13 protein-coding genes are annotated in these 14,500 nt (G+C 66.0%); 9 read left to right on the top strand and 4 right to left on the bottom strand.

Annotated features, from left to right (window positions below):
* The first annotated feature begins 25 nt into the window (after positions 1 to 25).
* Both G5C66_RS25795 and G5C66_RS03680 read left to right on the top strand, forming a co-directional pair.
* A complete protein-coding gene (locus G5C66_RS25795) occupies positions 26 to 1,270 on the top strand; it encodes an MFS transporter (RefSeq protein ID WP_338144055.1) in 1,245 nt (414 codons plus the stop codon).
* Positions 1,267 to 2,481 carry a pyridoxal phosphate-dependent aminotransferase gene (locus tag G5C66_RS03680; protein ID WP_338144054.1) on the top strand — a complete coding sequence of 405 codons (1,215 nt, stop codon included), beginning with the start codon at positions 1,267 to 1,269 and terminating at the stop codon, positions 2,479 to 2,481. The genes G5C66_RS25795 and G5C66_RS03680 overlap by 4 nt, the downstream gene beginning before the upstream one ends.
* 280 nt (positions 2,482 to 2,761) lie before the next feature.
* Here G5C66_RS03680 and G5C66_RS03675 read toward each other — a convergent pair whose 3' ends face one another.
* Both G5C66_RS03675 and G5C66_RS03670 read right to left on the bottom strand, forming a co-directional pair.
* A complete protein-coding gene (locus G5C66_RS03675) occupies positions 2,762 to 4,288 on the bottom strand; it encodes an adenylate/guanylate cyclase domain-containing protein (protein ID WP_165109594.1) in 1,527 nt (508 codons plus the stop codon).
* 40 nt (positions 4,289 to 4,328) lie between these two features.
* Positions 4,329 to 4,904: a TetR/AcrR family transcriptional regulator gene (locus G5C66_RS03670; RefSeq protein WP_241248176.1), complete on the bottom strand. Its 576-nt coding sequence runs from the start codon at positions 4,902 to 4,904 to the stop codon at positions 4,329 to 4,331.
* A gap of 103 nt (positions 4,905 to 5,007) precedes the next feature.
* On the opposite strand from G5C66_RS03670, the gene G5C66_RS03665 reads away from it, so the two are divergent.
* The 6 genes from G5C66_RS03665 (at position 5,008) to G5C66_RS03640 (ending at position 10,678) form a co-directional block, all read left to right on the top strand.
* Entirely contained in the window at positions 5,008 to 7,521 is a 2,514-nt protein-coding gene (locus G5C66_RS03665) for a molybdopterin-dependent oxidoreductase (protein ID WP_165109593.1), read from the top strand.
* Positions 7,522 to 7,565: 44 nt separating this feature from the next.
* Positions 7,566 to 7,973: a CBS domain-containing protein gene (locus G5C66_RS03660; protein WP_165109592.1), complete on the top strand. Its 408-nt coding sequence runs from the start codon at positions 7,566 to 7,568 to the stop codon at positions 7,971 to 7,973.
* Complete coding sequence (locus tag G5C66_RS03655; RefSeq protein WP_165109591.1) at positions 7,970 to 9,340, top strand: FAD-dependent oxidoreductase; 1,371 nt, start codon at positions 7,970 to 7,972, stop codon at positions 9,338 to 9,340. The genes G5C66_RS03660 and G5C66_RS03655 overlap by 4 nt, the downstream gene beginning before the upstream one ends.
* Positions 9,337 to 9,657, top strand: a complete 321-nt coding sequence (gene fdxA, locus G5C66_RS03650; protein ID WP_165109590.1) for a ferredoxin — start codon at positions 9,337 to 9,339, stop codon at positions 9,655 to 9,657. Before G5C66_RS03655 ends, fdxA begins: the two co-directional genes overlap by 4 nt.
* Before the next feature lie 91 nt (positions 9,658 to 9,748).
* Positions 9,749 to 10,216 carry a PaaI family thioesterase gene (locus G5C66_RS03645; RefSeq protein ID WP_165109589.1) on the top strand — a complete coding sequence of 156 codons (468 nt, stop codon included), beginning with the start codon at positions 9,749 to 9,751 and terminating at the stop codon, positions 10,214 to 10,216.
* A gap of 210 nt (positions 10,217 to 10,426) precedes the next feature.
* Positions 10,427 to 10,678, top strand: coding sequence for a hypothetical protein (locus G5C66_RS03640; protein WP_165109588.1), 252 nt, complete (start codon positions 10,427 to 10,429; stop codon positions 10,676 to 10,678).
* 32 nt (positions 10,679 to 10,710) lie between these two features.
* Here the strand turns inward: G5C66_RS03640 and G5C66_RS03635 are convergent, their stop codons facing one another.
* Positions 10,711 to 11,376 (bottom strand): hydrolase, encoded by a 666-nt coding sequence (locus tag G5C66_RS03635; RefSeq protein WP_165109587.1) that lies wholly within the window; start codon positions 11,374 to 11,376, stop codon positions 10,711 to 10,713.
* Between the two features lie 125 nt (positions 11,377 to 11,501).
* Positions 11,502 to 13,391 carry an amidohydrolase gene (locus G5C66_RS03630; protein WP_165109586.1) on the bottom strand — a complete coding sequence of 630 codons (1,890 nt, stop codon included), beginning with the start codon at positions 13,389 to 13,391 and terminating at the stop codon, positions 11,502 to 11,504.
* A gap of 144 nt (positions 13,392 to 13,535) precedes the next feature.
* On the opposite strand from G5C66_RS03630, the gene G5C66_RS03625 reads away from it, so the two are divergent.
* A complete protein-coding gene (locus G5C66_RS03625; protein WP_165109585.1) occupies positions 13,536 to 14,462 on the top strand; it encodes a LysR family transcriptional regulator in 927 nt (308 codons plus the stop codon).
* The last annotated feature ends 38 nt before the right edge of the window (positions 14,463 to 14,500 follow it).

The raw sequence follows: 14,500 nt of genomic DNA, 5'->3' as shown, positions 1-14,500 counted from the left end.
GTCTGAGGAACGGTCCTACCGGTGGGTGATCTTGACGGCGGCTACCTTTGCCCAGGCGATGGCCTGCTTCTTCGTGCAGGGCCTCGGTGCACTCGGGGGTTACCTCCAGCTCGCGTTGTCGTTGAACACGTTTGAACTCGGTCTGCTCCTGTCGGCCGCGCAACTGGTTCCTCTGGTCGGGCTGGTCATCGCTGGCGAGTTGCTCGATCGACTGGGCGAACGAACGGTTGTCGCCTGCGGCACAGCCATGGTCGGGATCGCGTTGCTCGCCGGCAGTATCACCTCCTCCTACCCGTGGCTGCTCTTAGCGCTCCTGGTGGTCGGAGCCGGATACAGCACGGCGCAACCCGGAGGTAGCAAAGCCGTCGCTGGATGGTTCCCTGCCAACCAGCGCGGCCTGGCGATGGGTATCCGGCAAGCAGGGCTCCCCCTTGGCGGTGCCGCTGCTGCTGCCTGCCTTCCGATGATCAGCGTCCATTTCGGATGGCAGGCGACGCTACTGTTCGGCGGTGGCGTCGCTCTCCTGGGTGCGATCTGCTTCGCCGCTCTCTACCGTCGGCCTCCTGAACTGCAATCGCCTGCGGGTCCTCGCGAGGCCACAGGGAATCACACCTCGCGCACGGAGGTTCTGCGCTCACCTGAGATGAGACGCATCATTGCGGCCGGAGTCGTCCTCATCACGGTGCAGTACGGAGTGCTTCTGCTGACTGCGCTGCACCTTCACCACACGGTCGGACTCCCGCTTGGTCAGGCAGCTGGCTTCGTCGTCCTCGCACAAGCCGCAGGCGTCGTCGGGCGGGTCGCGCTCGCGGCACTTACCGATCGTGCTGGCGCCGACCGCTTCACCACCGTACGTATGTGCATGGTCGCCTGCGCCGTCGCGATATTCGCCTTGGTGAAGCTGCCTGTTGAGAGTCCCTGGGCGATCAGTGGGATCGTCGCTCTGCTCGGTTTCTTCGGGATCGGCTGGTACGGACCTTGGGTCACCTATCTCTCTGAGGTCTCGCCGCCCGGCCGACAGGGTTTCGCGATCGGTAGTGCCATGGCTTTCAACCAGGTGGCTGTCGTGCTCGCGCCACCCTTGCTGGGGCTCCTCAGCGACCGTACCGACTCTTACACAACCGGATGGATCGTGCTCCTACTGGGCTGCGTTGTCGGACTCTCCCTGACAAGAACATCACCACTGGTCGGACGCAGGAGCCGCACTACAACCTCAAGCATCAACACGTTGCCCGAGCACACCCCCCTCGCAGAGCAGGAGCCCAAGTGAGCAACGCCCCATTGGCAACATCTCAGCGGTTCAATGCTGTTTCGGGATCACCCACGCTGATCGTGGACAGCAAGGCAAAGGCGCTACGCGCCGCCGGCGAGAACATCGTCAGCTTCGGCGCAGGTGAGCCCGACTTCCCAACCCCTAGCCATATCGTCGAGGCTGCCGTCGAGGCGTGCCGGGATCCGCGGATGCAGAAGTACGGTCCGACAGCGGGACTTCCGGAACTGCGGGCCAACATCGCAGAGAAGACACGTCGCGACAGCGGGTTCCAAGTCGCGCCGGAACAGGTTCTGGTGACCAATGGGGGCAAGCAGGCGGTCTTTGCCGCCCTTGCCGCCCTCGTCGAGAATGGCGATGAGGTCCTCGTTCCGACGCCTTACTGGAGCACCTACCCAGAAGCGACAAAGATGCTCGGCGGCATCGTCCGGCTTGTCACCTGTCGCGAGGACACCGGGTTTCGGTTGACGGTGGATGACCTAGACGCCGCCTTCACCACTCGGACCAAGGCCCTCGTGCTGGCATCGCCCTCAAATCCGACTGGAGCCGTCTACACCAGGGAGCAGATCCAGGCGATCGGACGATGGGCACTTGAACACGACGTCTGGATCATCACCGACGAGATCTACGAGCATCTGGTCTACGGAGACGCCACGTTCCACTCCATCCCGGTCGAGGTCCCGGAGATGGCCCAGCGAACGATCGTGGTCAACGGGGTCGCCAAGACCCACAGCATGACGGGATGGCGCGTCGGGTGGCTACTCGCCCCCATCCCGCTTGCTCCGCAGTTCGAGCACTACCAGTCACATGTAACCTCACATGTGTCTCACGTTGCACAGAGAGCGGCAAACGCAGCTGTCTCTGGCAACCTTGAGGAGTTCGGCCGGATGCATCGCGCCTTCGCCCAGCGCCGCCAAGCCATTCACCGTTCCCTTGCCCAGATGCCGGGGATCGAGTGCGAACTGCCCAGCGGAGCCTTCTACATCTTCCCGTCGATCCAGGGCCTGATGGGCCGACGACTTTATGGCACACCGATCACATCCACTCTGCAACTAGCCGAGATGGTGCTCGACAACGCCAAGGTTGCCTTCGTTCCGGGCGAAGCGTTTGGCGCCCCTGGATACGCCCGGTTCTCCTACGCCCTCGCCGACGATGCGTTGGCCGAGGGCATGGAGCGCCTAGCGAAGTTCCTCAATGCCGGCCTGGAATGAGCAAGGTCGGAGCCAGGACGAGGTACGCCGCGCGGTTGCCTACGAGCGTTGCCGACACAGCTAATACCTGTCGTCCTCGAACGCCAGCGCACAAGCACAGCGAGCGCCCAGCACTGCTCGTTTGCCGCCGGTGACACGTTCCTTACCAACACCCCGACTTTGGAGACACGCCCTATGCGTCCAGGACTTACTCGACGAGGTCGTGCGCCGGCTCACCGAGCACCACAGTGTGGCTCGGCGGGTCGCGCTGAATGCTGACTCGATCAACTTCTAGTAGTGGTCACTGTCGCTGGAGTCTTGCGATCGGGGTGGGCTCGCTGCGGCCGCGGACGGTGACGGGCTCGAGGACCTGCCAGTGCGAGCTCTCCCCGTCGGCCGCAGGGAGGAGGTTGGCGCGGGCGATCACGCGGCCCCGGACCCCCTTGGCGTGGTCTGTCAGACGGGCGGCCTCGTTTACGGGATCCCCAATCACCGTGTACTCGTGACGCTCGTGGGTGCCGACGTTGCCAGCGACCACCGGTCCGGCAGAGATGCCGATGGCAGCGGTGAGCTCGGGCACCTCGAAGGCCAACCGGTGCGCGAGAATGCGGGCTGCGGCAAGTGCCCGGCGCGCGCGGTCCTCGACCTCGACCGGGGCGCCCCAGATCGCGAGTGCGGCGTCGCCGGCGAACTTGTTGATCCAGCCGCCGTGCTCGTGCACGACGTCGATGACGACGCCGAAGAACCTGTTGAGCAGGGTGACGACCTCGTCAGGCGGGCGTCGGGTGGCTAAGGCGGTGGACCCGATGATGTCGACGAAGAGGACTGCGACGTCCCGCACCTCGCCGCCGAGGTTCACGCCGCCTTCGAGCGCTGTGCGGGCCACATCCACGCCGACCTGCTGGCCGAATAGCTCCCGGATCTGCTCGCGCTCCCGCAAGCCTGCCATCATGTCATTGAACCCGGCTTGGAGGATGCCCAGCTCGGTGCCGTCGTAGATCTCGACCCGAGCGGTGAGGTCGCCGCGACGGACTCGCGCGACGCCATCCCGCATGGCCCGCACGGGGTCGGCGACTGCTCTGGATGCGAGGAACGTGCTGAATGAACCGACTAGCAACGCCGTGCCACCGAGTACCACCATGGTGATCACGAGCTGGCGTCGGGACACCTCGTCGCCCAGAAGAAGGGCGAGTAGGCCTGACAGGACAATGCCGAGTACCGCTATCCCGGTGCCGAAGATCCAGACCAGCATGGCCCGGAAGCCGACCGTGCGGATTCCTAGGCGGTCTGGCACTCCTGAGGTCAGGGCACGCCGAGCCAGGGGACGCAACACGCGCTCTGCCATAAGGTACGTCACAGTGCAGACGGCAAGCCCTGTCAGCCCGACGACCAGCATGACCAGTCCGCCGAGGCCAGCGCTGCGCTGGGCGTTGAGAAGTCCGAACACCACGGCCGCCAGGATCCAAAGCTGCACCTGCACCCAGACCAGCCGCGCAGGGGTGCGGAGCAACTTCTCCTGCTCACCGGATTCTGGTTCCCGCTGCTCCCTCTGCCAGGTTGCGATCCCCCTGGTGATCGCGTAACCGCGAAGGGTCGCGAGGGCGACGGCGGGCAGGGTGTAGGCCGCTGTGAGTACCAGGTTCAGCAGCTCGAGTTGATCCCGCTCAGCCACTTGGGGGCTGGGCACGACGAGAACCACCAGGCAGTAGGCGACCCCGGCACCGATGAGATTGGCGCCTCCGAGCAGGATGGTCAGGACGATCCGGATTCGCCAGAGTAGCCACGCTGGCGAGAGCAAGCGCGGTGCCAGCCCCTCCAACGCGGTCAAGGTGTCCTCTTCCCAGACACGCGCTGGCTTCCCTGTCCGGTCACGCCTTGCCGCCGTCGCGTCCTAACACGGCGTGATAGGCATGGAGCATGCGACGCACGTCGTCCATCGGTCTTGTCGACCGCTCAGCGCGGCTGAGGATAATGGCGCCCTCGACTGCTGCGATGGTTGAGGTGGCGAGCGTCGTCGCGGCGTCCTCGGTGAGTCCGTCGGCGCGGTAGAACTCGGTGAGCTGCCTCGCCCATGTACGGAACGTGTCGTTGGCCAGATCGCTGTCGGCCTCGGCCGCAACCGTCACACCGACGATCGGGCATCCCGCCCGGTAGTCGGTATCGAGCAGCATCTGGGACCACATATCGATAAAGCGGTCGAGGGCCGTGTCGGGCTCGGTCGCCATGTTGGCGATCCGCGTCGTGATGAAGTCGGTTGCAAACTGCGCAGCCTCGCGGACCAGCTGATCGCGGCCGCCGGGGAAGTGGTGGTACACCGACCCTCTCGGCGCACCACTGTCGGCGAGCACGGCGTCGACAGTGACACCGCGCGACCCGCGCTCGCGGAGCAGAGTAACTGCGCTGGCCAGCATCCGCTGCTTTGTGCCTTTGCGTCGGTCGTTCAACGGTTCCCACCTCCTATGAGGTGTGTCATAGTACCTAGACTATGGTGTCGAACATAATCCATAGTCCGGTGGAGACCGGCCGACGACCAGTAAGGGCAGCGGGATGACGACGACTGACGGTGGATGGCAGAAGACGGCCTGCATCCTGTGTGAGAACAATTGCGGGTTGGAGGTGCAGCTCGACGGACGCAGCCTGGTGAAGATTCGCGGCGACAAGGCCCACCCGAATTCGAAGGGCTACACGTGTGAGAAGCCGTTGCGCCTGGACAAGTACCAGAGCAACCCGCACCGTTTGACCAGCCCGCTGCGCCGCACCCCCGAGGGTGGCTACGAGGAGATCGACTGGGATACCGCGATCACCGAGATCGGGGCCAGGCTCGCCCAGGTACGGGACGAGTACGGTGGCGACAAGATCTTCTACTACGCCGGCGGCGGGCAAGGGAACCACCTCGGCGCAGCCTACGGACGTAGCCTGCTCCACGCGCTGGGAGGGCTCTACTACTCCAACGCGCTGGCGCAGGAGAAGGTCGGTGAGGCCTGGGTCGATGCCCAGCTCTACGGCACCCACACGAGCGGGGACTACGAAAACTCCGAGGTCGCCCTCTTTGTCGGCAAGAACCCGTGGCAGAGCCACGGGGTCGCCCACGCCCGCACGGTGCTGCGCGAGATCGCTCGTGATCCCGAGCGGGCGCTCATCGTGATCGACCCTCGTCGGTCAGAGACTGCAGAGATCGCCGACATCCACCTCCAAGTCAAACCCGGCACCGATGCCTGGTGCCTGGCCGCCATCCTCGGTGTTCTCGTCGAGGAAGACCTCGTCGACCGGGCGTGGCTGCGTGAGCACACCACCGGCGCCGACGCAGTCCTCGCGGTCCTCCAGCAAGTCGACGTGACCGACTGCAGCCGCAAGTGCGGCATCGACGAGGAGCTCATCCGCACGACGGCCCGGCGGATCGCCCGCGCCTCCAGCCTCGCGACCTACGAGGACATCGGTGTGCAGCAAGGACCCAACAGCACCCTCGTGTCGTACTTGAACAAGCTCCAGTGGATCCTGACCGGCAACTTTGCTAAGCCCGGCGCAGTTCACATGCACTCCTGGCTGTTTCCCCTCGTTGGAAGCTGGCACCACATCCCGCCCGAGAGGCCGATCCCACTGGCGCGGACCCGGCAAGTGGTCGGTGATCTGGCGATGCGTCGTGCCGCACCGCTGATACGGAACCTCCTCCAGGCAGGCGAGAGTTCGCCGCGCCGGCGCGCGATGGCTGAGAAGTCGGCTGATGTCGCGCTGAGCGCGTTCTTCGACGCCGTCTCGGTTCCATTGGCGCGTCGCTTCGCGAACACGCTCAATATGCACAACGGGCCCGACACCACGCCCGTGACGGGCGCCCCGATCTTCTCCGGCTTGGTGCAGGCGACGACGATCACCGAGGAGATTCTCACCGATCACCCTGACCGTCTGCGGGCAATGTGGGTCGACGCCTCCAACCCGGTGCATTCACTGCCTGACTCCCAGCGGATGCGCGCGGCCTTCGAGGAACTCGAGCTGACCGTCGTGGTCGACGTCGCCATGACGGAGACGGCTCGCTGCGCCGACTACGTTCTCCCGGCGACCAGCCAGTTCGAGAAGTGGGAAGGGTCGCTGTTCACCCTGCACTTCCCGCACAACGCCTACCAGGCCCGTGCACCCCTCATGGACCGTTTGGCCGGCACCCGCCCCGAGCCGGAGATCTACGTCGCGCTCATCGACGAGCTCGGTGTGGTCGACCAGGTACTCATCGACCAGCTCACCGCTGCCGCCCGGATCGGCCGCAAGGCTTTCGCCCTGGCGTTCTTCTCCACTCTCGCTGCCCGCCCCGAGCTAACCGGTGTGGTTCCGTACCTGCTGTACAAAACCCTCGGGTCGACCCTCCCGGACGGCCAGGAGTCGCTGGCGGTCGTGTGGGGGATGGCCCATCTGTGCGCGATCGGCTACCCCGACGGGGTTTCCCGTGCTGGTCACCAGGGCAGCGGGTTCGACCTCGGCGAGTCGCTGTTCGCGGCGATACAGGAAAGCCGGCAAGGGGTCACGATCACCGATGACCGGTACGAAGACGCGTGGGGATACATCCACCACGACGATAAGCGCATCCACGTCCACATCCCCGCGCTCATCGAGGAACTGGGGCTGCTTCTGTGGACCGAGCCGAGGTTCACCTCGTCTGAGTTCCCGCTCACTCTCTCTGCAGGCGAGCGCCGCGCCTTCACAGCCAACGTCATCTTCCGCGATCCCGAGTGGCGACGCCGAGACAAGTCGGGCGCGTTGCGGATCTCATCCGAGGACGCTGCCGCCCTTGGAGTGCAGACAGGCGATGCGGTACGAGTCGTCACTGAAGTGGGCGAGGCGGCCGCGACGGTGGAGATCAGCGACATCATGCAAGCAGGCCATATCTCCCTGCCGAACGGATTCGGGCTCGCCCATCCCGACACCGACGGCCAAGACAACGTCGTCGGCACGCCCCCCAACGAGCTCACCGGGATCACTCGCCGAGACAAGTTCTTCCTCACCCCATGGCATAAGAACGTGCCGGCCCGGATAGAACGCCTGGAATCCGAGCCCGTCGCTGTGGAGGCGGGATGAGTACGGCTGGAGTCCTGGCGGGCGGAATCACAGCGGATGTGATGGTGAGCATCCCGAAGACGCTCCCTCACGACGCGAGCATCGAGGCTGCGCGAGAGGTCCTCGAGGACGCGCACGTGCACATGGTGCTTCTGACGCGCGGTGGCGAGCTGGTCGGAACGATCACTCGAGACGACCTGCCTGATGACTGCCGCAGTCCGGGGCCGGCGCTCAGCATCGCCGTGCTCCAGGGCCGGACGGTGGCACCCACCGAGACAGTCGCGGAAGTCCGCGGACGCATGCTCGCCCGGAAACAACGCCGCCTCGCGGTAGTCGACGACGATCACCAGCTGCTGGGTCTGCTCTGCCTCAAGCGAGACCATTCGGGATTCTGCAGCGACCAGGGCGTCCGTGCACGCGCTGCCGAACGCTCCGCCACACAACCGCATCAGTTCGAAGGAAAGTCGCGATGACACTGCCCACCCTCCGTGTCGCCATTGTCGGGTCCGGCCCGGCCGGAATCTATGCCGCAGACGCTCTGACCAAGTCTGACACCGCCATCACCTCCGGCGTTGCAGTCGACATCTTCGAGCGCCTCCCAGCACCGTTCGGGCTGATCCGCTACGGCGTCGCCCCGGACCACCCACGGATCAAGGAGATCGTGACAGCACTGGAGAAGGTGCTCGACAAGCCGCTGGTCACCTTCTTCGGCAACGTCGACATCGGCTCTGACCTGACCCTCGACGACCTGCACGCGTCCTACCACGCCGTCATCCTCGCCACCGGCGCCATGAGGGACCGCCGCCTCGACCTACCCGGTGTGGACCTGGTCGGCAGCTATGGAGCTGCGGACTTTGTCTCCTGGTACGACGGTCATCCCGACGTGGCGACCCAGTGGCCGCTCTTCGCGGAGCGGGTAGCCGTGCTCGGTGTTGGAAACGTTGCCCTCGACGTAGCGCGCATCCTCGCCAAGACCGCTGACGAACTGCTCGTCACGGAGATCCCGGCGAACGTGGAGGCCGGCCTGCGCGCCAACCAGGCACGCGCGATCCACGTTTTCGGCCGGCGCGGACCCGCACACGCCAAGTTCTCCCCCCTGGAACTTCGCGAACTAGACCACAGCCCGACCATCGAGGTCATCGTCGACCCTCGCGACATCCAGTACGACGAAGAGGCCGTCGCGCTGCGCCGATCCTCCAAGCAAGTCGACTTGGTGTGCCGGACACTCGAGGGCTGGGCATCGCGGGAGCCGGGAGACCGGCCGCACCGGCTCCACCTGCATTTCTTCGAGGAACCCGTCGAGATCCTCGGCAACGGCGGGGCCGTCGCCGGTCTGCGAACCTTCCGCCGCGCGCCCGAAGAGGAGCCGCAACAGTCCACCTGGGAGATGGACGCCGTCTACCGCGCTGTCGGCTATCGCAGCGAAGCCCTCAACAGCGTCCCGTTCGACGAGGTCTCCGCGACGATCCCGAACAAGGCCGGCCGGGTCCAGTCACCGGCAAGCGAAGCGATACCCGGCACCTACGTGACCGGCTGGATCAAGCGCGGCCCGGTCGGCTTGATCGGGCACACCAAGGGGGACGCCAACGAGACGGTTGCGTGCCTGGTCGAGGACTTCGCCGCGGGTCGGCTCACCGACCCGATCGGAGTCCCGAACCGCATCGAACGGCTCCTCCAGGACCGAGGAGTCCAACACACCACATGGGAGGGGTGGTACCGGCTGGATGCCCACGAGCGTGCCCTGGGCCGACCATCTGGCCGAGCCCGAATCAAGGTCATCGACCGCGCGGCCATGGTGGCCATCTCCAACGACACCGCCCAGGAAGGCACCGCGTCATGACCTATGTGATCGCCCAGCCCTGCGTCGACGTCAAAGACCGCGCCTGTGTCGAGGAGTGCCCAGTCGACTGCATCTACGAGGGCAAACGGATGCTCTACATCCAGCCCGACGAGTGTGTCGACTGCGGCGCCTGCGAACCAGTCTGCCCCGTGGAGGCCGTCTTCTTCGAGGAAGACGTCCCCGAGGACTGGGAGCCCTTTGTCGCCGCCAACGTCACATTCTTCGACGACCTTGGCAGTCCCGGGAGCGCTGGCCAACTTGGTCCGCTCAACCGTGATGCCGAGTACGTCGCGACGCTACCCCCGGCTACCTCATGACCGCTCGGCTCCCTCTCCTGGATGCGGTCAAGCGGCGGTCGACCTACACGTGGCCCGAAATAGACCAACCACTCTACTTGGAGGTTTGCGCATGACATCCACAACCAAAGCGTCGTTGAGCGGGCTGGAACTGCTCCGTGCCGGAGCTGCTTCCATTGCCCAGCGCCCAGGCATCGGGCAGCTACTGGGCATGGAAGTTGAGGCTCTCGAGGAGGGGCTAGTCAGCTTCGCGGTGACGACGCAGCCTGCCTTCGCCAACCCGCTCGGGGATGTGCACGGCGGCATCTGTGCCACTCTGCTGGACTCCGTGATGGGGTGCGCCGTCCATACAACCCTGGAGGCGGGCGTCGGGTACTCCACGATCGAGATCAAGGTCAACTACACGCGAACGATCAGCGTCGAGGGAAGACGCCTGACAGCCATCGGTAAGACGATTCATACAGGCCGCCGCACGGCAACCGCCGAGGGAGAGGTCCGCGACGACGAAGGCCGCCTCGTCGCCCACGGCACCACCACCTGCCTGATCCACCGGTCCGACCCGCCTAGCGAGCGCACATGACTGCCGCCCGGCTACTTCTTGTGGAGACGATGGGGCTGGCGCAAGCGAGGCCCGTCTTCAATCTCGTCAGCTCACCCAATCCCGTTGCCATAGCGTTTCTGTACAGCCAGGACCGCCTCACCCGGGCAGTGGATCGCGACGACCCTCACCCGGTGCCGTCGTCCCAGCCAGCGATAGTCGGCGCCGACACCTGCCAGAGGCGTTATGCATGTGTCCGGGTGGACCGCGTCGTCGCGGACGCTGCCGGTGCCGGTGCCCATTGGGCCACTTAGGCTCGGCGAGCGGCGCGATATCGCAGTTCTCGCGGTATGCCCGCCGTGGCTGTCGATGGTCGGCGACGTCGTGACCACCGGTGCGGCAGTCGTGCCCTGGCGTGCCAAACTTGGCGCGCTGATGGCCGGCTTCGAGACGGTCCGACGTGAAATCACCGGAACGACGCAGATCGACCCGAGACTCTCGTGAGTCCCGGGCCGATCCCGTCACCGGTGATCCGGTCAGCCGGCGTGGCCACCGAGGAAGTCACCGGCGTAGTAGAGGCCCAGGCCGTAGGAGCCGCCGTGCTCCTTCACGATGTCGGTCGTGGCGACGTACGTCTCGGTGCGAGCCCAGTCGCGCTGCAGCTCGAGCAGCACCTGGATCCAGGTCACCGGAACGGCGCCGGCCTTGATCATCCGGTTGAGGGCGTGCTCGTGGGCCGCGGTGCTGACGCCACCGGAGGCGTCGGTGACGACGTAGACCTCGTAGCCCTGTGCCAGCGCGGAGAGCGCCGGAAGCACCAGGCAGACCTCGGTCCACAGGCCCGAGAGGACGATCTTGCGGCGGCCGGTGGCCTTGATCGCCTCGACGACGTCGGCGTCCTCCCAGGTGTTCATCGTGGTGCGGTCGATCGGCTTCTGGTCGGGGAAGACCGCCTGCAGCGCGGGCAGCAGGTTGCCGGAGAACGACTGGGCGGCAACGGTGGTCAGGACGGTCGGTACGTTGAACGCCTTGGCCGACTTCGCCAGGCCGACCGTCGCGTTGATGATGGACTGCCGGTCGTCGGAGCCGACGCCGAAGAACATCTGCGGCTGGTGGTCGACGAACAGGAAGACGCTGTTCTCGGGGGTGATCAGGTCCTCGCTCGGAGCGGCCTGGACAGCGTCGATGTTGAACTCGGTCATATCAATCTCTCTCTTCTTCGAGAACTTCTCCCCGGACTCCGGGGTACTCGTCGGGGCCGTGCCGGCCGGGACGGGGACTGTGGATGGGACGGCGGCCGCGTGACGGCCTGGGTTGGGCGGACTGCTCAGCAGAAGTCGTCGGCCAGCGCGGCGTAGTCGCCGACGCGTTCCCCACGGGAGGTGCGCCATTCGCTCTGCTCCTTCGAATCGGCTGCGGCGTCCAGGAACGCCTTGGCCTGACGTACGCCTCGCGGTTCTGCGGGCGCCTGGTAGCCGCCGAAGTGGGCGACGGGAGACCATTCGACGCTGATCTCGGGCAGCGGGGCCGCCTGGCCCTCGTACTCGGCATTGGCGTAGACGACACGCCCGCCTGCGACCGTGACAGCGGCCTCGATGAACGGGATCCGGTCGGCCTCGACGGTGAAGTAGTCCTCGGTCAGCACGGCGAGGTCGCCGTACTTGCCGACGGTGATGGTGCCCTTCTTCTCCACCTCGCCGGTCAGCTCCGCGCCGGAGACGGTGTAGAACTCGAGCGCCTTCTCCCGGGAGACGATGTTCGCCGGGGAGTACAGCCGGTTGCCGCCGATGTCACGACCTGCGACCAGCCAGTGGAGCGACAGCCAGGGGTTGTAGGACGAAACCCGGGTCGCATCGGTCCCTGCCCCGACCACGAGACCTGCGTCGAGCAGCTTCGTCACCGGCGGCGCCCACTCCGCGGCCAGGCGGCCGTAACGCTCCTGGAAGACCTTGCCCTGAAAGTACATCCGGTTCTGCACGGCCACGTTGCCGCCCAGGGCCTTGAGCCGGTCGATGGACTGGTCGGAGATCGTCTCGGCGTGGTCGAAGAGCCACGGGACACCGAGGGTGTCCTGGCCGAGGTCGGCCGCGATCTTCTCGAAGACGTCCAGGTCGTGCCGGATCGTCTCGTCGTACGTCGCGTGCAGACGGAAGCCCCAACCGTTCTCGATCAGGAGCCTGGCGGCCTTCTCCAGATCCCCTGCCGCACGGCCAGTCAGCTGAGGGCGGGGCTCCGCGAAGTTCTCGAAGTCCGCCGGACTCCAGGCGAGGTTCTCACCGGCGCCGTTGGCGCGGAGCCATTCGTCGCCGTCGCCCGGGGAGACCATCCCGATCCAACGCTTGAGGTCGTCGATCTCCTGGCCCGCGGTCTGCGGGAAGAGGTGGTACGCCACCCGGACCGTCAGCTCGCCGGCCTCGGCCAACGAGGTGATGGTGCCGTAGTCGTCCGGGAAGTCCTGGAAGCCACCGGCGGCGTCGATCGCGGAGGTGAGACCGAAACGGTTCAGCTCGCGGAAGAAGTGCCGCGTCGACTCCTTCTTCTGCTCGTCGCTGAGATGCGGTCCCTTGCCGAGCGTGCTGTAGAGCAACGTCGCACCGGGCGCGGCGAGGAGCAGGCCGGACGGCTCGCCCTTGTGGTCTCGGACGATCTGGCCGCCGAGCGGGTTCGGCGTCTCCTTGGTGTAGCCCACCGCGCGGAGAGCCGCTTTGTTCAGCAGGGCGCTCTGGTAGAGGTGCAGGATGAAGACCGGCGTGTTCGGCGCAGCGTCGTTGAGCTCCTTGAGCGTCGGCAGCCGCTTTTCGGCGAACTGCTCGGCGGTGAAGCCACCGACCACGCGGACCCACTGTCCCTCCGGCGTACGCGCCACCTGCTCCCTCAGCATCTGGAGAGCCCGCTTCAGGGAACGTACTCCGTCCCAGCGGAGCTCGAGGAGGTAGTTGTTGCCACCGCGGATGACGTGGGTGTGGGAATCGTTGAGCCCCGGGATGACCCGGCGCCCGAGGGCGTCCACGATGCGCGTCCCGTGCCCGATGTGGGGCGCGACCGTGGCGTCGTTGCCGACGGCGACGAAGACGCCGTCCTTGATTGCCACAGCAGTCGCCGCCGGGTTGTCGCGGTCGCCGGTGTGGATCTTGCCGTTGCGGACCACCAGGTCCGCCGGCAGCTGGGCGCCGTCGTGAGGCTGTACGCCGCCGACGGGCATGGTCGGAGTGGCCATGAGGAAACTCCCTGACTGGATCTTCTGATGCTCGGTCGAGCACCTTCGATCTCGAAGTTAGGTCTAGGTTTCCGATAACTCCAACACTGGAAATAGAGCGGTACGATCGGTTTCAGCGATCACCAATCATCCAGGGGAGGCATCGTGGAGATTCGCCATCTGCGCTACTTCGTCGCCGTCGCGGAGCTGCAGAACTTCACTCGCGCAGCGGAGCGGAGCTTCGTCGCCCAGTCCGCGCTCAGCCAGCAGATCGGCCGCCTCGAGCGTGAGATCGGCGCACCCCTGTTCGTCCGCGGGGGCCGGAAGGTCGAGTTGACCCCGGCTGGCGAGCTGCTCCTGCCGCACGCGCGCCGGCTCATCGCCGACGAGCGGAGAGCACGACTCGAGGTGCGCTCCTACCTCGGCCTGGAGAAGGGACACCTGCGTCTGGGCCTGATCCAGACCGCGCTCAGCGCGGTCGACATCGCCGGTCCCGTCGCGACCTTCCACGATCGCCACCCCGGCATCGACATCCAGATCAGCAACCGTCCGTCCTGGACGATGGTGGAGGACGTATGTGCCAGCGAGCTCGACCTCGCTGTCGTGGCCATCGGGCCTGATGAGCTGCCCGCCGGACTGGAGCACCGGCTCCTCGCCACCGACGCCTTGGTCGGGGTGGCCTGCGAACGCCTCGTCGAGGGGCTGGAGAGCCCGATCTCCCTGACCGATCTGCTCGCCCGCGGTCGGATGATCCATTTCTCGAAGGGCACCGGGATGCGCCGCCATGTCGACGAGGCCCTGCACCGCTGCGGCGTCGAGGCGCTCTCGTCCCTCGAGCTTGCCCAGGCGTCCGACATCCTCCGCTTCGCGGCGCTGGGGCTGGGAGTGACGGTGGTGCCGCAGACCCTGGCGACCTATGGGATCACCGCGATGCCCGACCTGGCGGTGCCCTACCGGGTCTTCGGCCTGAACGACCCCGACGCGGTCCACCCCGTGACAGCGGTCTACGACGCGCAACGGATCCCGGCCTCGGGCCGGGCGTTCCTCGACGTGCTCGAGGAGTTCATCAACGATAAGCAGAACCGATCGTAATCAGACACAACTTGTGTTGGGATGATCGACCGGCGAGG

The organism is Nocardioides turkmenicus, assembly GCF_011045035.1.
Taxonomy (GTDB): Bacteria; Actinomycetota; Actinomycetes; order Propionibacteriales; family Nocardioidaceae; genus Nocardioides; species Nocardioides turkmenicus.
Note: the sequence above shows the minus strand (reverse complement) of the source record. Positions and strands in the feature narration are given on the sequence as shown.

What these genes read in the sequence shown, in the direction of transcription:
- G5C66_RS03665 (WP_165109593.1), top strand. Translation starts at nt 5,008, where the DNA reads ATGACGACGACTGACGGTGGATGGCAGAAGACGGCCTGCATCCTGTGT.
- G5C66_RS03655 (WP_165109591.1), top strand. Translation starts at nt 7,970, where the DNA reads ATGACACTGCCCACCCTCCGTGTCGCCATTGTCGGGTCCGGCCCGGCC.
- fdxA (WP_165109590.1), top strand. Translation starts at nt 9,337, where the DNA reads ATGACCTATGTGATCGCCCAGCCCTGCGTCGACGTCAAAGACCGCGCC.
- G5C66_RS03645 (WP_165109589.1), top strand. Translation starts at nt 9,749, where the DNA reads ATGACATCCACAACCAAAGCGTCGTTGAGCGGGCTGGAACTGCTCCGT.
- G5C66_RS03635 (WP_165109587.1), bottom strand. Translation starts at nt 11,376, where the DNA reads ATGACCGAGTTCAACATCGACGCTGTCCAGGCCGCTCCGAGCGAGGAC.
- G5C66_RS03630 (WP_165109586.1), bottom strand. Translation starts at nt 13,391, where the DNA reads ATGGCCACTCCGACCATGCCCGTCGGCGGCGTACAGCCTCACGACGGC.